Source organism: Methylotenera versatilis 79, assembly GCF_000384375.1.
In the GTDB taxonomy this organism is placed as follows: domain Bacteria; phylum Pseudomonadota; class Gammaproteobacteria; order Burkholderiales; family Methylophilaceae; genus Methylotenera_A; species Methylotenera_A versatilis_B.
In genome coordinates this window covers 400,737-420,113 of record NZ_ARVX01000001.1, presented here as the reverse complement: position 1 = coordinate 420,113, position 19,377 = coordinate 400,737, and the positions used below count along the sequence as shown (strand labels likewise).

The window sequence follows — 19,377 nt, the reverse complement described above, 5'->3', positions numbered from 1 at the left end:
AAATTGAAAGATTAGTGAACTAACCTGAATTGAAGGCCTCTGAACCTACATGAAAGCTAAGTTGACGCTTAGTTTTCTTTCCGCTTCTTTCCTCCCTGAGCGGAAGCCTTAGACTATGAGGCCTTTTAACCCCGATTTATTCCCCTTAATCGGGGTTTTTTTTGTCTTGCGTTAGTTTGTAACTAACTTTTGCAAAGTGTAAACAAGTTGTAAATGGCAGGCAAGCGCTTTATTGGAATTGCAATTTATTGACCTATTTTAATGGTTAAGTTTAGGCATTTATCACGAATTTTTGATGTAATTTGGCTGAAAAGCCCAAAGTTAACCCATTAAATAAGCTAAAAAAGATTAAAGCTGCCAATTAATCGGCGTTTGACCTTGCTGAATTAAATGCTGATTAATCGTAGAAAATTGGTGATTACCAAAAAATCCGCGATGTGATGACAAAGGTGATGGATGTACAGACTTAAGCACTAAATGCTTTTTCTCATCGATGAACGCACCTTTTTTCTGCGCATAACTGCCCCATAAAACAAACACCAAACCTTCACGATGCGCGTTTAATGCGGTAATTGCTGCATCGGTAAACGCTTCCCAACCTTTACCTTGATGTGAGCCCGCGTTGCTTTGTTCTACTGTTAACGTTGCATTCAACAGCAAAACACCTTGATCTGCCCAAGGTGTTAAATCACCATTTCGGCTCATGCTGATATTTAAATCAGACGAAATTTCTTTAAAGATATTCACTAAAGAAGGCGGCGGCGCAACGCCATGCGGAACAGAAAAACTCAAACCATGCGCCTGTGGAATCCCTTTATCTAAACCGTGATAAGGATCTTGACCCATAATCACCACTCGCACTTGTTCAAATGGCGTGTGATTAAACGCATTAAAAATCAACGGACTAGGTGGAAAAATGACTTTACCAGCCACTTTTTCTTCTTTCAGAAAATGCCGCAAAGCCTGCATATAGGGTTTTTCGAGTTCATCACCAATGACTGTCAGCCATGATGGGTGAAGTTGACCAGGTTTTTGTTCTGTCATAAAAGCTTTAAAGAGTACATCTGCGGGTCGTGATTGATGGATGAGTGGTGTTCAAGCTTACGCATTTGGAACCCTAAATTGCATTGTAACCACTTTAATAACTAACCAAAAAGATAATGGTAATGCAACGAACATTAAAAGCTGACACCAAAACAAACCAAAACCAAGAAATGGGAGAATATTAACTGAGCCCACAAAACAAGGCTGAAGATTTTTTAGATTACCTTGACAACCAAAGTAATCGTAAGCCCATGTTGCAGACTGCCACCCACCAAATATTACAATGGCAGGAAGTAGTGCAACTAAATATTTTCGTAGCCAAAACATATTAGACCTAACGCAAAATGGCCATCCTAATTGACGAACTGTCTTGCGTCAAATAGCTAGTTACAATAAAAAACCTCGCCGATGCGAGGTTTTAATACTACGGAGTAACAATGTCGAGCTTCGTAATTGCATCAACCCGCCTTGGGGCGGAAAGTTGATGCAACATTAACAAGCCTACATCATGCCGCCCATGCCACCCATACCGCCCATATCACCATGTCCGCCTGCTGGAACATCTTCTTTAGGCAATTCAGCAATCATGCAATCAGTCGTTAGCATTAAGCCAGCAACTGAAGCTGCATTTTGCAATGCGCTGCGTGTTACTTTTGTTGGGTCTAAAATACCCATTTCAATCATATCGCCGTAAGTTTCGTTTGCTGCGTTGTAACCGTAGTTGCCTTTACCAGCAGCAACATTGTTTACAACTACAGATGGCTCAACGCCAGCATTAGCCGTGATTTGACGCAATGGCTCTTCAACCGCGCGCAATACAATTTTAATACCTGCTTCTTGGTCTAAATTGTCGCCTTTTACCTTAGAGATTGCGTCACGTGCACGAATCAATGCAACGCCACCGCCAGCAACAATACCTTCTTCAACCGCTGCACGTGTTGCGTGTAATGCATCTTCAACGCGGGCTTTTTTCTCTTTCATTTCGATTTCTGTTGTCGCGCCAACTTTAATCACTGCAACACCGCCAGCTAATTTAGCTACGCGTTCTTGCAATTTTTCTTTGTCGTAATCGCTGCTTGATTCTTCGATTTGAGATTTGATTTGTGCGATACGTGATTTGATATTAGCTTCAACACCAGCGCCGTCAATGATAATGGTGTTTTCTTTACCCACTTCAATACGTTTAGCAGAACCTAAGTTTTCTAAAGTAACGTTCTCAAGTTTCAAGCCAACTTCTTCAGCAATCACAGTACCGCCAGTTAAGATTGCGATATCTTCTAACATGGCTTTACGACGGTCACCGAAACCAGGTGCTTTAACAGCAACAGTTTTCAAGATGCCACGAATGTTATTCACTACCAATGTTGCTAGGGCTTCGCCGTCGATATCTTCAGCGATGATTAACAATGGGCGGCCTGATTTAGCCACTTGCTCTAATGTTGGTAGTAAATCACGGATGTTTGATACTTTTTTGTCGTGCAATAACACGAAAGGATTGTCTAACAATGCAATTTGACGCTCTTGATTGTTAATGAAGTATGGTGATAAGTAGCCACGGTCGAATTGCATACCTTCTACAACATCTAATTCGCTCTCTAAACCAGAACCATCTTCAACGGTAATAACGCCTTCTTTACCTACTTTGTCCATTGCATCTGCAATGATTTTGCCGATAGATTCGTCAGAGTTAGCAGAGATTGAACCAACTTGTGCGATTTCTTTGCTGGTTGTACAGGGTTTTGATTGTTCTTTTAAGTTTACAATCGCTGCAGCAACAGCTTTATCGATACCGCGTTTTAAATCCATTGGGTTCATGCCAGCAGCAACAGATTTCATACCTTCGCGAATAATCGCTTGTGCTAAAACTGTTGCAGTTGTTGTACCGTCACCAGCGATGTCAGAAGTTTTTGAAGCAACTTCTTTAACCATTTGTGCGCCCATGTTTTCGAACTTGTCTTTTAATTCGATTTCTTTAGCCACTGAAACGCCATCTTTAGTGATGGTTGGTGCGCCGTATGAACGCTCTAGAACTACGTTGCGACCTTTTGGGCCTAAAGTTACTTTAACTGCGTTAGCTAAAATATTAACGCCGTTTGTCATTTTTTGGCGGACTTCATCGCCGAATCTTACGTCTTTTGCTGCCATGATTAACTCCTAAAATTGATGCAAATTTTTAATTGGAAAGTGGTTAGGTTTAACCAAATTACTCAACGATTGCCATGATGTCTTCTTCGCGCATCACCAATAACTCTTCGCCATCTACCTTAACGGTTTGGCCGGCGTATTTGCCGAATAAAACTTTATCGCCAACTTTAACGTCTAAAGCGTTGATTTTGCCGCTGTCATCACGTTTGCCGTTGCCCACTGCTGTTACCACGCCTTGGTCTGGTTTTTCTGTTGCTGAATCTGGAATAACAATGCCAGATGCCGTTGTGCGTTCTTCTTCAGAGCGTTTTACAATAACGCGATCGTGTAATGGACGAATTTTCATTCAATTTCTCCTGATGAGTGATTTTTTGGTTAGTATCAATAAAGTTGATAAAATTGCTAGGCAATACGGTATTTTAGCACTCGCATACCCTGATTGCTAATATTGAGCTTAAGTTTGTTTTTTCAAGTGTTTTAATTCGTTAACTTCATCCAATTATGAATAAAGTTTAGAAAGTTTAATTTGTCATCTCAACACGCATCAGAAGCCGCCATACAGCAAATTAATTTAGGTTATAACGCGGAGCAAGATCGCCTGCTTTTCCGTGTGGGCTTAAGTGACAATACCGAGCTATTAGTTTGGTTAACAAATCGCATCACGCAAATGATGTGGTCATTATTAACAGGTGAAGCGCACCTGCCAACAGCGACGTCTATTCAAGCAGAAACGCCGCCAGAACAAGCGGTGGAGCAGTTTAAGCAAGAAGCGCAAGCAGTAGACGCATTGCAAAAAATGGATTTTAAAACCGAATATCAGCCCAGACCAGAAGTGCGCAATGATGGTGCGATGTTGGCGATAAACGTATTGTTGATTGCGCAGGAAAACAAGCCTTCCTCTTTAGAGTTGCCATGTTTAGAAGGCGTTACTGTGCGTATCAATTTGAATCAAGAACTGACATTGGCCATTTGCAATATGCTGCAATTGGCATGCAAAGAGGCTAGTTGGACGATTGGGAATGTTGCCGGAAATACTAAGGTGCTGAATACGCCGTCCACGCAAATCGTGCCGTCAGCAGATATTAAAAAGGTGTTGCATTAATGGAATATACAAAACTAGGCCTAACAGATTTAAGTGTATCTAAAATTTGTTTGGGGACAATGACTTATGGCGACCAAAATACTGAATCAGAAGCGCACGAGCAGTTAGATTATGCCGTTGCCCAAGGCATTAACTTTATTGATACGGCAGAAATGTATCCAGTACCGCCAAAAGCTGAAACCTATACGCGCACTGAAATCATTGTCGGTAATTGGCTTAAAAATCAGCCACGTGAAAAGATTATTTTGGGCGGAAAAGTAGCTGGGCCAAGGCGCGGCATGCATTGGATTCGCGGCGGACCAGCTTCGTTAGACCGCGCCAATATTCGTGCTGCGGTTGAAGCTTCACTTGAACGTTTGCAAACGGATTATATTGATGTGTACCAATTGCATTGGCCAGAACGCAATGTGCCAATGTTTGGGCAATATCTGTTTGACCCAGCCAATGAGTTTGAATCGGGTACTTATCAACAAGGCGCGCAAAAAGAATGGGTGTCGATTCAGAATCAATTAGAGACTTTGGCGGAGTTAATCAAAGAAGGCAAGATTCGTTATATTGGTTTATCTAATGAGCAGCCGTGGGGCGTGATGGAGTTTTTGCGTATCGCTAAAGAATACGATTTGCCACAAGTTGCCAGTGTGCAAAATTGTTATAATCTGATTAATCGTGGCATGGAATTTGGCATGTCTGAAGTGCTTTTTCGTGAGAGCGTGAGTTTGTTGGCTTATTCGCCATTGGCTTTCGGACATTTAACCGGCAAATATGTGGATGACCCAGCCGCAAAAGGCCGTGTAACCCAATTTTTAGGTTATGCGCAACGTTATAAAAAACCGAATGTGCCAATGGCCAGTGCCGCCTACACACAACTCGCGCGCGCGAATGGTCTGACACCGACACAACTTGCGCTTTCTTTTGTTTATCATCGCTGGTTTGTTGCCAGCACGATTATCGGCGCGACATCAATGGCGCAGCTAAAAGAAAATATTAATGCTTGGCAATGCAGATTATCCCCAGAAGTATTGAGCGCGGTAGAAGCGCTGCATTTAAAATATATGAATCCAGCACCCTAGGTTGCTATACCTTAAGATTGCTACAAATAGGAAAAACATGAATCAACCTCAAAGGCATGGCCTTGCTAGTGGGATTAGCTTTTTTGGCTTTTTAATATCGTCATTCTTGTTGTCATTGTCAGTATCTTTTGCAGTGAATGCAAAAGAAGTTTTGACGGTAGAGCAGGCGTTAATCAAATGCAGAGATACGTATCCATCGCAATTCGAATCCAAAAAAAGATTGGCTTGTTTTGATAGTATCAGCACGCCATCGATTGAAATCAAGGCGAGTGAATCACTGATCAATAATACGAACAGTGCCAGTAATGAGAACAATAACGTGGCCGCTGAAAACGCACCGAAAGAAATTAAGCCAGCAAAAGAAAAGCCTGTGGCTATTGCGGTTAAAAAAACCAATGCTGATTTAACTTATTTAGAAAGAAAATGGCGTTTAACTTCAGAGGGTGATTGGAATATCAACGATTTTGAAATCTATAAATCGAATTATTTGATTTTTAGCCACACGAATAATACCAATAACACGCCTCAAAGCCCGAATCGACTGAATACAGAAGATCGTAATTTAGATGCCGAAGATTTGAAATTTCAACTGAGTTTAAAAACGGAGTTGTACAACAATATCCCGCTGATTCGTAACTTGCCTTTTGTGACAAGTTCTAGACTTTGGGGTGCGTATACGCAGAAATCCAATTGGCAGATTTTCGATGCGAATGCATCAAGACCGTTACGTGAAAATAATTATGAGCCGGAATTGATTTTGTCTTTAGGCATTGATAATGAAGTGGATGGCGTTAAAAAAGACTACATTCCCCGCATGCTGAATCTTGGTGTGGTGCATCAATCGAATGGACGTTCAAATCCGACTTCTAGAAGCTGGAATCGCGTTTATCTTGAAAGTGGTTGGGAATTAACTGACCGTATCTCTCTAATGGTGCGACCTTGGTGGCGCCTTCCAGAAGATGGTAAAAAGGATGACAATCCAGATATTGAAAAATTTATGGGTTACGGCGATGTGACCGTGCGCTATGAAACGCCTTCTGGCAAAACTGCGCTTTCTGTTTTAATGCGCAATAATTTACGTAGCGATAACAAAGGTTTTGCTCAAATTGATTTGCAACAGCGCGTATTTAATAATCCGTATATTAAATTGCATATGATGTATTCGAGTGGTTACGGCGATACTTTGCTGGATTACAATCATTCGCAAAATATCTTCGGCTTTGGTATCTCGCTCGGTGAGTAATTTGGATTGTTTATTGGGTCATTTATATGATTAAGTCTTATTGTTTAAGCATGCTGTGGTTCCATTCAAGCCATTAATAAATGACGTCAAATTTTAAAAATTATGTCTAATCAAGATTTGCTTAAACGTAGCATGCAATCTGTGTGGCACCCTTGCACGCAGATGAAACAGCATGAAACTTTCCCTCTAGTTCCGATTCAGCGAGGCGAGGGCGTTTGGCTGTACGATGTTGAAGGCAAGCAATATTTAGACGCGGTAAGTAGTTGGTGGGTGAATCTGTTTGGGCATAATAATCCGCGTATAAAAGATGCGATTAAGCAGCAATTGGATACACTGGAACATGTGATGTTGGCGGGTTTTACGCATGAACCTGTGGTTGAATTGTCTGAAAACTTAGCTAAGTTTTCAGGTTTAGGTCATGCGTTTTATGCCAGCGATGGCGCCAGTGCAACTGAAATCGCGTTGAAGATGAGTTTTCATTATTGGCGCAATAGTAGCAAGCCAAAAAAAAACCAATTTATCAGCTTGCAAAATAGTTATCATGGCGAAACATTAGGTGCGCTAGGCGTAACCGACGTGGCGATTTTCAAAGATACTTACGCGCCATTGTTGATGCAATCGGCGCAAATGCCCAGCCCAGATTTTCGATTGGCTGAAGTAGGTGAAAGTGCAGAAGATTTTGCGCTGCGCTGCGCTGAAAAATTAGAGCTATATGTCAGCCAACATCACCATACATTAGCGGCTTTTATCATCGAGCCTTTGGTGCAGTGCGCGGCAGGCATGGGCATGTATCATCCGGTTTATTTGCGCCGTGCGCGTGAGATTTGTACGCAATATCAAGTACATTTAATCGCCGATGAAATTGCCGTAGGTTTTGGGCGCACTGGGACGATGTTTGCTTTTGAGCAAGCGAATGAAGTCAGCCGCGAGCTGACGCAAAATCAAAAAGTATTGCCTGATTTTATCTGTTTATCCAAAGGCATCACTGGCGGATATTTGCCGTTATCCGCAGTGTTAACTACCGATGAGATATACGCAGCTTTTTATGATGACAGCACTGCAAAAGGTTTTTTACACAGCCACAGTTATACCGGAAATCCATTGGCATGTAGCGCGGCTTTAGCCACTTTAGCCATTTTTGAAACAGATCATGTGCTAGCAAAAAATCAAGCAACAGCCGCCTACTTAACCACAAAAATGCGGGTATTTTCTAATCTGCCGATTGAGCATTTACGCCAGCAAGGCATGATTGCTGCATTTGACGTTAAAACCAACAATGCACATTTTGCGCGCGATTGTTATGCTGCAGCATTAAAAAATGGATTGTTGCTTCGCCCTATTGGCAATACCGTTTATGTTATGCCGCCCTATATTATCAGTGAATCTGAAATCGATTTTATGCTGGATGCCACGCTTGAAAGTGTGCAATCTGCCTTATGAAAATGCGATTCGGCATTGCAAATATCAGCATGAAAGTCATCGCTAGTTTCTATCTGTTTTTTTTAACTTGTATCGCACACGCGGCATTACCTGCCAGCGTAATCGATGCGCTCAAGCAATCCAATATTCCCCAAACTAGCGTTGGCGTTTATGTGCAGGCTGTTGATGCAACTCCGCTAATCATCACGCACAACGCGCAAAAAGGTTTGAACCCAGCCAGTGTGATGAAGTTAATCACCACAAATGCAGCGCTGGATTTATTAACGCCCGCTTACCGCTGGAAAACCGAAATCTATCGAGACGGCGAAGTGGTTAATGGTGTTTTGAATGGCAATTTGATTATTAAGGGTTTCGGTGATCCAAATTTTAAAGCGCAAGATTTTTGGCGATTACTGATGCGTGTGCAACAAGCGGGCATTCGCGAAATCAAAGGCGATTTAATTATCGATAAAAGTCTTTTTGCAAAAAATGGTGAAAATCTTCCTGCGTTTGATGATGAAATTTGGCGTGCGTATAACGCGAAATCCAGTGCGTTTTTGGTTGATGGGCGACATAGCAGTTTTCGATTCAGCACAACGAATACCGCCGTAAATGTCAACCAAGAATTCGCGTTGAATGAAGTGGAAGTGATTAACAATATACAGTTAAGTCAGGCTGCTTGTGGCGATTGGCGCAGCCGATTACTTTACACCGTTAAATCAAAATCGCACGGCAACAATAATGCAGCAGTCGTGACATTTAACGGCACATTTTCGCCAGATTGTGGTGAGCGATATTTAGAGTTGAGTGTGTTGGATGACGAACAATATGCGTTTTACACGTTTAAAAAATTATGGCGCGAATTGGGCGGCGTATTTAATGGACAATTAAGTGTGAAGTTAACCACTCAAAATCCATCAAAACTTCAAAATTCAAGCTGGCAAGATTTAGACCAGCAAGATTTAAGCCGGCAAGATTTAGCAAAAAAACCGAACTTAACGAGCAGTTCAAATTCTATCGCGGTAAAAGTGCTTGAGCAGGTTTCTGAGCCTTTGGGATACGTGATACGCGATTTGAATAAGTGGAGTGATAATTTAATGGCGCGGCAGTTGCTATTAACCATTGCCGCAGAAAAGCAGATTTTGCCAGCGACAGAAGCTAAAGGTGCGGCAGTTATTCAAAGTTGGCTAGCTTCTAAAAATATAGTTGCCAAAGAGTTGGTCATCGAAAATGGTTCGGGATTATCGCGAGTGGGAAGAATTAGCAGCGAGCATTTAGGTCAAATGTTAGTGAGCGCTTACAATAGCCCGATCATGCCAGAACTAATAGCTTCTCTACCCATATTGGGCTTAGATGGCACAGCACAAAAGCGCTTAAAAGACAGTGTGGTACAAGGTAAAGTACATCTAAAAACAGGCTCATTGGATGGCGTAAGTGCGGTTGCGGGATATGTTTTAAGCAGTAAAAATAAACGCTATGTTTTCGTCTTTATAGTCAATCATGCAAATGCAGCAGCCAGCAAAACGGCGCAAGATGCACTCATTGAATGGATTTATACGTATTAGTTAGTCTATTCGCAAAAGAAACATTCTAGAATTTACATTAAGTTATCTACCCTAACGGGCTATTGTTTCCCTCAATGCAAAGAGTATCGTGACACTTGGATATGTAGTTTTAGCATACGTCTAATTAATGGAGGGACTATCATGTACAAAAAATTATTTTCGTGCTTATTTATCACTTTATCTTTGTTACCGATTAGTAAAGTAAGTGCGGCGACTTGGAGTAGTGTGGATCCATCAAACGCTTTTTTTGGGTATACCGTATCACCTGCAGATGCCATCTGGTATTTTGATGGCAATATTACTCCTCAAAGTCCAGCAAATATTAAAACAGTCACTGAGAATCAATTTGGATTAACTCCTGGTGCTTTAACATTTGTTTCTGGTTGTGATAGTGCTACTAGTAACTGCACTAATGCAACTGCTGGTGCATCTGGCAATACCAATACGTTTTCTAGTGACGTTGCCTTTAATTATTTAGCCGTTCACTTTGGTCAAGCTGAACTGTTACTTTATTGGGATAATGCTATTAACAGTTTTTCTATCACAGACTCGCAAAATGCATTTAAAGGCTTAAGTAACTACAGGGCTTACAGTGATGGGCTTAGTGAGGTGCCATTGCCAGCAGCAGGCTGGTTGTTTGGTACAGCATTAGTCGGGTTAATGGGCTTAAGGCGCAAGATGTTGTAGTTAATTAACTAAACAAGTTAATTAAGTTTTGATAAAGGTGATGGTGAAAACCATCGCCTTTTTTTATGGTCTGTAGAAATAGACGCAGCGAACTGAAAGTAAATTAAAGTATGATATTGAATTGTGAAAATAATGGAGACAAAAATTGTCTAAAAAAAGATTATATTTAAGTGTATTTACACTCTTATTTATTTCAATGACAGGCTGCCAAGCTGAATCAACTACATCAACACAGGAAAAAACTGCAATGACTGCAAACATCACTGAATTACAAAAAATAGACACACAAGTAGGTACAGGCCGCGAAGCCGAACCTGGTTTTAACGTGACCGTACATTACACAGGCTGGTTATACGATGCTGCGGCAGAAGGCAATAAAGGTAAAAAGTTTGATAGTAGTGTAGACAGAAAAGAGCCATTCAATTTCTTTTTAGGTGGCGGTCAAGTGATTCAAGGTTGGGATGAAGGTTTTGCCGGTATGAAAATTGGCGGCAAACGCACATTGGTTATTCCACCAGAAATGGGCTACGGCGCACGTGGTGCAGGGGGCGTGATTCCGCCAAATGCCACCTTAGTTTTCGATGTGGAACTACTGGACGTTAAATAAAATCATCATTTGCGTCGCTATACGGCGCTGCAAGGTTGAAAAATCGCGCTTACTACGTTATTGGTATGCTGCGCACGCTTTCCAACCTTGCGCCTTGTCTGGCTTAACAATGGTAAAAATAAAGTAGGAATCAATCATGAAAGTCAGAATTAAATGGGTTGAGGATGTCAGTTTTGTTGGCGAATCTGAAACTGGTCATGCGGTAGTATTGGACGGTGCGCCTGAGAATGGCGGTCGCAATATTGGTATGCGTCCAATGGAAATGCTGCTAATTGGTATGGGCGCTTGTACGGCGTTTGATGTAGTGACGATACTTAAAAAATCGCGTCAGCCTATTGTGGATTGTGTTGCAGAAATTGCAGCGGAACGCGCGGCTGAGATTCCTAAAGTGTTCACTAAAATTCATGTGCATTTTGTGATTACTGGTAATAATCTGAATGAAACACAAGTTGAACGTGCGGTAAAATTGTCGGCAGAAAAATATTGTTCAGCTTCTATTATGTTAAGTAAGTCTGTTGAAATTACCCATGATTATGAAATAAAAGCGAGCGCGGTTTAATGGCAAACAGCTTGCCAAAAGGCATGTTGGGCATTCGCCATGTGGCTTTGTTTGTTAAAGAGTTGGAAACGGCGGTTGATTTCTATACACGTATTATGGGCATGCGTATCGAATGGCAACCCGATGTAGATAATGTGTATTTAACCAATGAAGGCGATGTTTTTGCGCTGCACCGTGTGGATTATGTGCCACAAGCACAACAGCGGTTAGACCATATTGGTTTTGTATTAAAAACGCCAGAAGATGTGGATAACTGGCATGCATATTTTGTGCAAAACAATGTGAAAATCACTGAAGCACCAAAAACACACAGAGATGGTTCACGCGGTTTTTACTGTTTAGATGCAGTGGGACATTTATTAGAGCTGATTTATCATCCACCAATAGTCGCGAGACTTAACCATTAAAATAGTTTAAAAAACGAAGTTGATCTGACGAGATATAAATTTACAGCGGATGATTTGCTGTAGGTTATTTAGTTTTGACTATATGGCTTTAATTATAGTGTAACGATTTTAACGGTAAGCGGTGCTTCGTTCTCTAACACATTCAGTAATCTATCTACATTTGGGTGCTTACCCGGGCAGTTTTCAGCATCTTCAGTATGTTCTGCAAACAAGGCTAAACCTTCTACTGCTGCATCCAATGTGATTCCACCAAACATTTTGGTCAAATGACTAAACACTTTTAATGAGCCTTGGCTGCCGGGCTTATTTTCAATCACGCCAGCAGATGCACCGCTTTCATAAAATAGCTCAATACGTTTTATATCATCTACGCTATCTAAGGTCAGTAGCACATCACTAAATTTTTGCATTTTTCAATCGCCTCTTTAACACCTGATTTGTTACTCATTTTATAACTTAGTTTTACACGTAATATGCAGTGCTTGTCATAATTTTTGATGCGAATTTCATACCAGCTTTAACTGGTCGCGGTAAGTCACTGCCACCAAGCTGTTTTGCCTCTTCTGCATGTGCCGCTTCGTCTTGCTGCATCTGACTAACGATTGTACGCGTTTTAATATCTGCATCACTCAATTTAGTTAAATGATTATTTAAATGATTCGATACCTGTTGTTCGGTTTCAGCTAAAAACCCTAAATTCCATTTATCATGCATCAAGCCAGCTGCTGCACCCAACGCAAAGCTGCCCACATACCACACAGGATTAAGTAGACTTTTACGTCCGCCAAGTTCGTTAATGCGCGCCTCGCACCAAGCAAGATGGTCGGTTTCTTCATCAGCAGCATGCTGCAAGCTTTGCACTGTTTGTGGATTGCGCGATGTAAATGCTTGGCCGCTGTATAAAGCCTGAGCACACACTTCACCCACATGGTTAATACGCATTAATGAGGCAGCCTGGCTTTTTTGTGATTCGCTAAGAGGTGTTTCTTCAATCGCTGCGTCAGGACGTTCTCTACCCGCAACTGCTTGTGCAAAAACAGTACGTAAACCTGTATCAAACGTAGTAATTAATTTATCTAATAACATCGTTTTTCCTCATCAATAAGCCAGTATAACTCAATTTTTTCGCAATAATGATGACATAGCTATCGCCAAATCACTATCATAGCGTGTAATAAGTTAGCTGCCATACTCACGTAAATTATTCATAGTAAAAGCAAAAAAGCCCTGCTAGAAGCGATGTGATTAACACAAGCTTTAGCAGGGCTTTTAAAGAGCAAGTAATTATTTTTTAATTTCTGCTGGCGCTTTTTCTGTTGCAGGTGTTGCCTCTGGCGCTTTTACTTCTGGTGATTTCTGTACTGGTAAACCTTTCAATACATTCATCGCCTGCACAAATTGAATATCATCTTTGCTCGCTGGTTCGATTGGACCTTTCTGCTCAGCAAATTTTTTCTCATTGGCTTTTTGAATCGCGGCTGCTTTTTCATCATCGATTACTTTAGCTGGTGCTTCGGCTTCTTTCGGATTAGATAAATGTTTAGCTAAATCGGCTTCACGAATATTATTCGATTGATCAAAACCATCTTCCACAATAATATCTGGCACGATGCCTTTAGCTTGAATCGAACGACCTTTTGGTGTGAAATAACGCGCTGTCGTCAATTTAATCGCACTACCGTTATTCATTGGTAAGATGGTTTGCACAGAACCTTTACCAAAGCTTTGTGTGCCTAAAATAGTCGCACGTTTGTGATCTTGCAACGCGCCAGCAACAATTTCAGATGCTGAGGCAGAACCATTATTAATCAACACAACAATCGGTGTTTTTTTGTAATCAGTCGCTTCATCTTTTAAATAATCCACTTTACCGCGGCGCGCATAATCTAGCGGTGTGGCATTTAAGTGCATTTTCGCATCAGCTGTACGGCCTTCTGTGTACACAACTAATTCGTCTTTTGGTAAAAATGCGGCTGAAACACCTACTGCGGCATCTAACAAGCCACCTGGATTATTGCGCAAATCCAATACGATACCTTTGAAAGGACCTTTATTTTGAGCGTGTAAATCTTTTAATGCTTTTGCTAAATCTTCACCAGTATGCTCTTGGAACTGTGTAATACGTAGATAAGCGTAACCTGGCTCAATAAATTTATTTTTAACACTTTGAGATTTGATAATCGCGCGGGTTAATGTGAACGTTAACGGTTTGGTTTCGCCTTTACGCAATACAGTTAACACAATAGAAGTGTCAGGTTTGCCGCGCATTTTTTTAACTGCGTCATTCAAGCTTAAGCCGCGCACTTGCGTGTCATCTAATTTAGAAATTAAATCGCCTGTTTTCAAACCAGCTTTGTAGGCAGGGCTATCTTCAATCGGTGTAATTACTTTAACCAAGCCATCTTCCATGGCGACTTCAATGCCCAGTCCACCAAACTCACCTTGCGTACCAGCTTGTAAATCTTTGTAACCATCTGCATCCATAAAAGTAGAATGTGGATCTAAACCTGAAAGCATGCCAGTTAAGGCTTCGTTGATGAGTTTTTTGTCTTCAACTGGCTCTACATAATCGCTTTTCACTTTGCCGAATACTTCAGCAAATACGCGTAAATCATCCAAAGGCAATTGTGAAACACTGGTTTTCTCAGCCAATGCCGAAAAATTCAGGCTAATTAATACGCCCACTAAAACACCAGATCCAATTAAACCCATTTTTTCAAAAGAAGACCGCATGCATACCCTTTTCAATAAATTAACCATTCGCTACACATAAGTTTTGTATATAACTTAGCTATGAGCTTAAAATAAAACAATAGGTTCATTTTGCGCTATTTCAAGTTAATTGAATAGTACGCACCGATAATTTTGCCTAACTTTACAAGAAAGAGATTGATATTGAGTACACATCAAGTAAATATAGAATATTGCACACAATGCCGCTGGTTATTGCGCGCAGCGTGGCTTGCACAAGAACTGTTAACCACTTTTGAAGCGGATTTAAAAACGGTGAGTTTGCAGCCTGGAACTGGTGGCATATTTGAAGTGCGTTTGAACGATGTGGTGATATTCAATCGTAAACAAGCGGGGCGCTTTCCAGAATCAAAAGAATTAAAGCAGTTGATTCGTGATGTGATTTCACCAGAACGCGATTTAGGCCATAGTGACAGGCAGAGTTAACACTCAAACTTAACACAAAAAATCGTGCAATATTTAGTGTTAAGTGATTGATGATAAATGCCAGATTTTCTCAATTAATCTATTTGCCCGAAAGTATCTGCCCCGAATCTATTTGATAGTGACAATGCGAACTATTTGCAATTCTGCAAACGATTTTTATTTGCTATAAACTGCGTTCCATTGAGTCTTTTATTGAAACACAGCGCTCAACTAACGAACATTATTGCGAACAGTTTAGGAGAATAAAATGTCAGATGATCATGGTATAAAAAGCCCAGTAGTTAGTGCCTTAAATACGATTTTAGAGTTGGAACTAGCCGGCGTTGTACGTTATACGCATTACGCACTTATGGTCTTTGGTTACAATCGTATTCCAATCGTTTCTTGGTTACGTAGCCAAGCAGCAGAATCATTGACGCATGCAGATAAAGCCGGTGAGTTAATCACACATTTGGGCGGACATCCATCATTGTCAATTGGCCCATTATTAGAAACACACAATCACGATATTGGTGATATCTTGCGTGAATCATTGGCACACGAGACAGTTTCATTAAATGCTTACAAAGCGTTATTGAAATTAGTCGAAGGCGACTCTGTGATGCTAGAAGAATATGCGCGTGAGATGATTTATCAAGAAGAATTACATTTGGGTGAAGTAGATAAAATGCTGCGTAAACCGGGTGAAATTGCTAAATTTCATGAGTAAGATTTAATTTAGTTAAATTAGCATCAACCAAAATAAAAAAGCGGCTTTTGCCGCTTTTTTTGTTTCAAATTATTTATTTAATTTCAGCTGATTGACTCAATAATTTGCTGATTAGATATTAATTAGAAGTGACCGCAGTTTTTTCAACTTCTGTATCCAGACGTTGCGCGCCACTAAATCGTTTTGCCCAATAGCTACTCTTCATGCTCTCAACGCGCACGGTCTTGCCAGTGCTTGGCGCATGAATGAATTTGTTATCGCCCATGTAAATGCCCACATGTGAAAAAGCTGATTTTAAGGTATTAAAAAACACCAAATCGCCTGGTTGTAACTCATCTTTTTTGATTGTTTTGCCGATTTGGCTAATCGCACGTGCAGTTGGTGGTAACGATAAATTAGTGGCTTGGCTAAATACGTAGCGCACAAATCCACTGCAATCAAAACCTGTCTCAGGGCTTTTGCCACCATATTTATATTGAATGCCCGTTAAACTTAATGCATTCACCAGCACTTCTTGCGCACGCGTTTGCCAAGTGTCTGGTTTTTCTTGATGATCTAATTCTTCAGTTTCGTCTATGTTGTATAGCTTAACGCCAGCAGCATTTTGTAAAAAAGATTGCTCTGCATGTGCGTTTAAGCAAACGCTTAAAAAAACTGTCAGAAAGAAAATAAAAAATTTCATGCAATAATTTGAGATAAATTTAAATGTGTTAAAAATTTAAGAGAAATTTAAAGTGAATATGGATATTGAATAAATTAAATGAAGCCTATTTTAAATATACAAAGTCAGTCAATTAAGACTAACGTTGAAACCCAAAATAGGCTGATTTGAAACAACTAATTTTTTGCTATTGCGTTTTTAATCAAGCCAACGATCGCCAGCAAAACACCGCCACCTACGCCGCCGCCAACTACTTGTGTAACAATTGAGGCAATATCTACACCGCCAGCAGTACTGGCTGCAGCTGCACCGCCAACACCTAATAGGCTTAATAATTGACCACCTAAACCGCCGCCTAAAATACCGACTAACGAATTGCCCAACGTACCTAAGCTAATATTTTTAAGTAAACCACCGGCAACATTGCCACCTACTGCACCACTTATTAATTGAATAATCAAAGCTAAATCCATACATCCTCCCTAGAGATAGAACAGAATTAAAACCATCATTTCAAGCTAATAGCAACGCTAGGCTAACAATTTATAAAACATAACGCAATACTTTTACTAATAGTTTTGCTTTATATATAAGCACGGCTGAATCGTGTCAGGTATTCATGGGATAATTTAAGCATGGTTGAAAATTCACTATTAACACAAGTTTTTAAGCAAGGCGGTACATTAGCTGAAGCGATTGAAGGCTTTTCAGAGCGCCATCAACAGCTAGAAATGGCGCTGGCGATTGAAGCCGCTATTAAAGATAACAAACAGCTAGTGGCTGAGGCTGGTACAGGCACAGGCAAAACATTTGCTTACCTAGTTCCGGCGCTGCTTTCAGGTGGAAAAGTGATTATTTCCACTGGCACCAAAACGCTGCAAGACCAGTTGTTTAATCGCGATTTGCCCAATGTGCGCGATGCGTTAAAAGTACCTGTCAGTGTTGCTATGTTAAAAGGGCGTTCTAATTATGTTTGTCATTATCATTTAGAAGCTGCGGCGCAAAGCGGACGTTTTGCCTCGCGCGAAGATGCTAACTATGTACACTTAATCAAAAATTTTGCTGAAAATTCAAAAACTGGCGATAAAAGTGAGTTAACTGAAGTGCCTGAAAATGCCACTATTTGGCTTAACGTAACTTCTAACCGCGATAATTGTTTAGGGCAGGATTGTAATTTCTACAAAGATTGCTTTGTGATGGAAGCGCGCAAAAAGGCGCTGGCGGCTGATATAGTCGTGGTGAATCATCATTTATTCTTTGCTGATGTGATGTTGCGCGATGAGGGAGTGGCAGAGCTTTTGCCAAGTGCCAACACAGTCATTTTTGATGAAGCGCATCAATTACCAGAAGTAGCCGGCTTGTTCTTTGGTGAAGATATTTCCACCAGCCAATTAATCGAATTATGTCGTGATAGCACAGCCGCACATTTAACCTTGGCAAAAGATTGCATTGAGCTTGGCAAAGCGATTCCACTGTTAGAAAAAGCCTGTAAAGATTTTCGGCTGGTATTCCAGTTTGAAGGTTCGCGCATGCCCGTGCAAAAAGCCTTGGCGCTGAAAAATTTTGAGTTTGCTTTTTGCGATATGCAAATGATGCTCAAAGATTTGAATAAAGTATTAGAAAGCCAAGCCGCGCGCGACCCGATGTTAGAGAAATGCTGGCAACGCGGCGAGGCATTAAGCGAGCAACTTAACAATTGGATTAAAGCCGAAAATGCTAATTTAGTGCGCTGGATAGAGGTATTTACGCAATCCATTCAACTACATGCCACGCCGTTGAGCGTGGCAGATGGCTTTAGCAAACAATTAAACGCCCAACCACGTGCTTGGATCTTTACTTCTGCTACGTTGGCAGTTAAAAGTGACTTCAGCCATTACATCGCGCAAATGGGTTTGCACGCGGCTGAAACTGGCTTTTGGGAAAGCCCGTTTGATTACGGCAATCAAGCGTTATTGTATGCGCCAGCCAATATGCCAGACCCTAATAACTCCAGTTATGCCGCCGCCGTTGCTGCTGCCAGTTTACCCGTTATCCAAGCCAGCCAAGGCCGTGCGTTTGTATTATGCACATCGCTTAAAGCCATGCGCGAAGTGCATGCATTGCTGAAAGATGCATTTGCCAGTGCTGGTATGGAATATCCGCTACTGATGCAAGGTGAAAGTACGCGCACAGAATTATTAGATCGTTTCCGAGCACATGGCAATGCCGTGTTAGTCGGTAGCCAAAGCTTTTGGGAAGGCGTAGATGTACGAGGTGAAGCGCTCTCAGTTGTCATTATCGATAAGCTCCCTTTCGCCCCGCCCGATGACCCTGTACTTTCTGCGCGCATCGATAAGATGAATCAAGAGGGCAAAAACGCCTTTATGGAGTATCAATTGCCGTATTCCGTCATTACCCTAAAACAAGGTGCGGGTCGATTGATTCGTGATGAAACCGATAGAGGTGTGCTGGTGATTTGCGACCCAAGATTGATTACAAAGCCTTATGGTAGACGTATTTGGCAGAGCTTGCCGCCATTTAAGCGTACAAAAGAGTTGGCGGATGTTGAGGCTTTCTTTTCTGAAAATCTACAAGAAAATACATGATTTTAATCCCTGAAACCGAATACGAACTCACCGCTATCCGTGCGCAAGGCGCGGGCGGACAGAATGTGAATAAGGTTTCTAGTGCGATTCATCTGCGCTTTGATATTAACGCCAGCAGTTTGAGTGATTGGCTGAAAGAGAAATTAATCCATAGCAAAGATAATCGCATTACGGATGAGGGTGTGTTGATATTGAAAGCGCAACAATATCGCACACAAGAGACGAATAAAAAAGATGCGATTAAGCGTTTGCATGAGATTGTGAATGTTGCCAACCAAGTGAAACCAACCCGCTACGCTACACGGCCTAGTTATGGCTCTAAACAACGCAGGTTGGAAAGTAAAACTCAGCGTGGGCAAGTGAAGCAATTGCGCGGTAAAATAGCGGCTGATTAAAT

General features: G+C 41.2%; 22 protein-coding genes. 13 read left to right on the top strand and 9 right to left on the bottom strand.

From position 1 onward, the window contains the following. Positions 1 to 348: 348 nt before the first annotated feature. The 4 genes from ung to METVE_RS0102135 all read right to left on the bottom strand — a co-directional run bounded on the left by ung (position 349) and on the right by METVE_RS0102135 (position 3,535). Entirely contained in the window at positions 349 to 1,044 is a 696-nt protein-coding gene (gene ung, locus METVE_RS0102150; protein ID WP_020166804.1) for a uracil-DNA glycosylase, read from the bottom strand. Positions 1,045 to 1,101: 57 nt separating this feature from the next. Beyond that, positions 1,102 to 1,371, bottom strand: a complete 270-nt coding sequence (locus METVE_RS0102145) for a hypothetical protein (RefSeq protein ID WP_020166803.1) — start codon at positions 1,369 to 1,371, stop codon at positions 1,102 to 1,104. 174 nt (positions 1,372 to 1,545) lie between these two features. Further along, complete coding sequence (gene groL, locus METVE_RS0102140; RefSeq protein ID WP_020166802.1) at positions 1,546 to 3,189, bottom strand: chaperonin GroEL; 1,644 nt, start codon at positions 3,187 to 3,189, stop codon at positions 1,546 to 1,548. Positions 3,190 to 3,247: 58 nt separating this feature from the next. Further along, positions 3,248 to 3,535 (bottom strand): co-chaperone GroES, encoded by a 288-nt coding sequence (locus METVE_RS0102135; protein WP_020166801.1) that lies wholly within the window; start codon positions 3,533 to 3,535, stop codon positions 3,248 to 3,250. A 180-nt stretch (positions 3,536 to 3,715) separates the two neighbouring features. Between METVE_RS0102135 and METVE_RS0102130 the strand changes: the two genes are divergently transcribed. The 9 genes from METVE_RS0102130 to METVE_RS0102085 all read left to right on the top strand — a co-directional run bounded on the left by METVE_RS0102130 (position 3,716) and on the right by METVE_RS0102085 (position 11,848). After that, the gene (locus METVE_RS0102130) at positions 3,716 to 4,291 is read left to right on the top strand and encodes a hypothetical protein (RefSeq protein WP_020166800.1); all 576 of its coding nucleotides are present in this window, start codon (positions 3,716 to 3,718) and stop codon (positions 4,289 to 4,291) included. Then, positions 4,291 to 5,361: an aldo/keto reductase gene (locus METVE_RS0102125; protein ID WP_020166799.1), complete on the top strand. Its 1,071-nt coding sequence runs from the start codon at positions 4,291 to 4,293 to the stop codon at positions 5,359 to 5,361. The genes METVE_RS0102130 and METVE_RS0102125 overlap by 1 nt, the downstream gene beginning before the upstream one ends. 37 nt (positions 5,362 to 5,398) lie before the next feature. After that, positions 5,399 to 6,604, top strand: coding sequence for a phospholipase A (locus tag METVE_RS0102120; protein WP_020166798.1), 1,206 nt, complete (start codon positions 5,399 to 5,401; stop codon positions 6,602 to 6,604). A 102-nt stretch (positions 6,605 to 6,706) separates the two neighbouring features. Next, positions 6,707 to 8,044 carry an adenosylmethionine--8-amino-7-oxononanoate transaminase gene (gene bioA, locus METVE_RS0102115; RefSeq protein WP_020166797.1) on the top strand — a complete coding sequence of 446 codons (1,338 nt, stop codon included), beginning with the start codon at positions 6,707 to 6,709 and terminating at the stop codon, positions 8,042 to 8,044. Then, entirely contained in the window at positions 8,041 to 9,588 is a 1,548-nt protein-coding gene (locus tag METVE_RS0102110) for a D-alanyl-D-alanine carboxypeptidase/D-alanyl-D-alanine-endopeptidase (RefSeq protein WP_020166796.1), read from the top strand. The genes bioA and METVE_RS0102110 overlap by 4 nt, the downstream gene beginning before the upstream one ends. Positions 9,589 to 9,729: 141 nt before the next feature. Next, positions 9,730 to 10,275, top strand: a complete 546-nt coding sequence (locus METVE_RS0102105) for a VPLPA-CTERM sorting domain-containing protein (RefSeq protein WP_020166795.1) — start codon at positions 9,730 to 9,732, stop codon at positions 10,273 to 10,275. Positions 10,276 to 10,471: 196 nt separating this feature from the next. Further along, a complete protein-coding gene (locus tag METVE_RS0102100) occupies positions 10,472 to 10,882 on the top strand; it encodes an FKBP-type peptidyl-prolyl cis-trans isomerase (protein ID WP_020166794.1) in 411 nt (136 codons plus the stop codon). A 136-nt stretch (positions 10,883 to 11,018) separates the two neighbouring features. Then, positions 11,019 to 11,441: an OsmC family protein gene (locus METVE_RS0102090; protein WP_020166793.1), complete on the top strand. Its 423-nt coding sequence runs from the start codon at positions 11,019 to 11,021 to the stop codon at positions 11,439 to 11,441. Then, positions 11,441 to 11,848, top strand: a complete 408-nt coding sequence (locus METVE_RS0102085; RefSeq protein ID WP_020166792.1) for a VOC family protein — start codon at positions 11,441 to 11,443, stop codon at positions 11,846 to 11,848. The genes METVE_RS0102090 and METVE_RS0102085 overlap by 1 nt, the downstream gene beginning before the upstream one ends. A 92-nt stretch (positions 11,849 to 11,940) precedes the next feature. Here the strand turns inward: METVE_RS0102085 and METVE_RS0102080 are convergent, their stop codons facing one another. The 3 genes from METVE_RS0102080 to METVE_RS0102070 form a co-directional block, all read right to left on the bottom strand. After that, on the bottom strand, positions 11,941 to 12,258 hold the full coding sequence (locus METVE_RS0102080; protein WP_020166791.1) for a DUF2322 family protein: 318 nt from the start codon (positions 12,256 to 12,258) through the stop codon (positions 11,941 to 11,943). A 52-nt stretch (positions 12,259 to 12,310) separates the two neighbouring features. After that, complete coding sequence (gene coq7, locus METVE_RS0102075) at positions 12,311 to 12,934, bottom strand: 2-polyprenyl-3-methyl-6-methoxy-1,4-benzoquinone monooxygenase (protein WP_020166790.1); 624 nt, start codon at positions 12,932 to 12,934, stop codon at positions 12,311 to 12,313. A gap of 198 nt (positions 12,935 to 13,132) precedes the next feature. Further along, the gene (locus tag METVE_RS0102070) at positions 13,133 to 14,581 is read right to left on the bottom strand and encodes a S41 family peptidase (RefSeq protein ID WP_020166789.1); all 1,449 of its coding nucleotides are present in this window, start codon (positions 14,579 to 14,581) and stop codon (positions 13,133 to 13,135) included. 162 nt (positions 14,582 to 14,743) lie between these two features. Between METVE_RS0102070 and METVE_RS0102065 the strand changes: the two genes are divergently transcribed. Continuing rightward, positions 14,744 to 15,025, top strand: a complete 282-nt coding sequence (locus METVE_RS0102065; RefSeq protein WP_020166788.1) for a SelT/SelW/SelH family protein — start codon at positions 14,744 to 14,746, stop codon at positions 15,023 to 15,025. A 247-nt stretch (positions 15,026 to 15,272) separates the two neighbouring features. After that, a complete protein-coding gene (locus tag METVE_RS0102060) occupies positions 15,273 to 15,734 on the top strand; it encodes a ferritin-like domain-containing protein (RefSeq protein WP_020166787.1) in 462 nt (153 codons plus the stop codon). A 118-nt stretch (positions 15,735 to 15,852) separates the two neighbouring features. Here METVE_RS0102060 and METVE_RS0102055 read toward each other — a convergent pair whose 3' ends face one another. Both METVE_RS0102055 and METVE_RS0102050 read right to left on the bottom strand, forming a co-directional pair. Next, complete coding sequence (locus tag METVE_RS0102055; RefSeq protein WP_020166786.1) at positions 15,853 to 16,416, bottom strand: C40 family peptidase; 564 nt, start codon at positions 16,414 to 16,416, stop codon at positions 15,853 to 15,855. Between the two features lie 155 nt (positions 16,417 to 16,571). Then, positions 16,572 to 16,868 carry a hypothetical protein gene (locus METVE_RS0102050; protein WP_020166785.1) on the bottom strand — a complete coding sequence of 99 codons (297 nt, stop codon included), beginning with the start codon at positions 16,866 to 16,868 and terminating at the stop codon, positions 16,572 to 16,574. Between the two features lie 162 nt (positions 16,869 to 17,030). Here METVE_RS0102050 and METVE_RS0102045 point away from each other — a divergent pair, with 162 nt between their 5' ends. Continuing rightward, positions 17,031 to 18,980: an ATP-dependent DNA helicase gene (locus METVE_RS0102045; protein WP_020166784.1), complete on the top strand. Its 1,950-nt coding sequence runs from the start codon at positions 17,031 to 17,033 to the stop codon at positions 18,978 to 18,980. Beyond that, positions 18,977 to 19,375, top strand: a complete 399-nt coding sequence (arfB, locus tag METVE_RS0102040; protein WP_020166783.1) for an alternative ribosome rescue aminoacyl-tRNA hydrolase ArfB — start codon at positions 18,977 to 18,979, stop codon at positions 19,373 to 19,375. Before METVE_RS0102045 ends, arfB begins: the two co-directional genes overlap by 4 nt. The last annotated feature ends 2 nt before the right edge of the window (positions 19,376 to 19,377 follow it).

Excerpts from the sequence above, each read along its gene's own strand:
- METVE_RS0102120 (WP_020166798.1), top strand. The coding sequence starts at position 5,399 with ATGAATCAACCTCAAAGGCATGGCCTTGCTAGTGGGATTAGCTTTTTT.
- METVE_RS0102110 (WP_020166796.1), top strand. The coding sequence starts at position 8,041 with ATGAAAATGCGATTCGGCATTGCAAATATCAGCATGAAAGTCATCGCT.
- METVE_RS0102045 (WP_020166784.1), top strand. The coding sequence starts at position 17,031 with ATGGTTGAAAATTCACTATTAACACAAGTTTTTAAGCAAGGCGGTACA.
- arfB (WP_020166783.1), top strand. The coding sequence starts at position 18,977 with ATGATTTTAATCCCTGAAACCGAATACGAACTCACCGCTATCCGTGCG.
- METVE_RS0102125 (WP_020166799.1), top strand. The coding sequence starts at position 4,291 with ATGGAATATACAAAACTAGGCCTAACAGATTTAAGTGTATCTAAAATT.
- METVE_RS0102050 (WP_020166785.1), bottom strand. The coding sequence starts at position 16,868 with ATGGATTTAGCTTTGATTATTCAATTAATAAGTGGTGCAGTAGGTGGC.
- METVE_RS0102135 (WP_020166801.1), bottom strand. The coding sequence starts at position 3,535 with ATGAAAATTCGTCCATTACACGATCGCGTTATTGTAAAACGCTCTGAA.
- METVE_RS0102060 (WP_020166787.1), top strand. The coding sequence starts at position 15,273 with ATGTCAGATGATCATGGTATAAAAAGCCCAGTAGTTAGTGCCTTAAAT.
- METVE_RS0102070 (WP_020166789.1), bottom strand. The coding sequence starts at position 14,581 with ATGCGGTCTTCTTTTGAAAAAATGGGTTTAATTGGATCTGGTGTTTTA.
- METVE_RS0102085 (WP_020166792.1), top strand. The coding sequence starts at position 11,441 with ATGGCAAACAGCTTGCCAAAAGGCATGTTGGGCATTCGCCATGTGGCT.
- METVE_RS0102105 (WP_020166795.1), top strand. The coding sequence starts at position 9,730 with ATGTACAAAAAATTATTTTCGTGCTTATTTATCACTTTATCTTTGTTA.
- ung (WP_020166804.1), bottom strand. The coding sequence starts at position 1,044 with ATGACAGAACAAAAACCTGGTCAACTTCACCCATCATGGCTGACAGTC.
- bioA (WP_020166797.1), top strand. The coding sequence starts at position 6,707 with ATGTCTAATCAAGATTTGCTTAAACGTAGCATGCAATCTGTGTGGCAC.
- METVE_RS0102055 (WP_020166786.1), bottom strand. The coding sequence starts at position 16,416 with ATGAAATTTTTTATTTTCTTTCTGACAGTTTTTTTAAGCGTTTGCTTA.
- groL (WP_020166802.1), bottom strand. The coding sequence starts at position 3,189 with ATGGCAGCAAAAGACGTAAGATTCGGCGATGAAGTCCGCCAAAAAATG.
- coq7 (WP_020166790.1), bottom strand. The coding sequence starts at position 12,934 with ATGTTATTAGATAAATTAATTACTACGTTTGATACAGGTTTACGTACT.
- METVE_RS0102145 (WP_020166803.1), bottom strand. The coding sequence starts at position 1,371 with ATGTTTTGGCTACGAAAATATTTAGTTGCACTACTTCCTGCCATTGTA.
- METVE_RS0102080 (WP_020166791.1), bottom strand. The coding sequence starts at position 12,258 with ATGCAAAAATTTAGTGATGTGCTACTGACCTTAGATAGCGTAGATGAT.
- METVE_RS0102100 (WP_020166794.1), top strand. The coding sequence starts at position 10,472 with ATGACAGGCTGCCAAGCTGAATCAACTACATCAACACAGGAAAAAACT.
- METVE_RS0102090 (WP_020166793.1), top strand. The coding sequence starts at position 11,019 with ATGAAAGTCAGAATTAAATGGGTTGAGGATGTCAGTTTTGTTGGCGAA.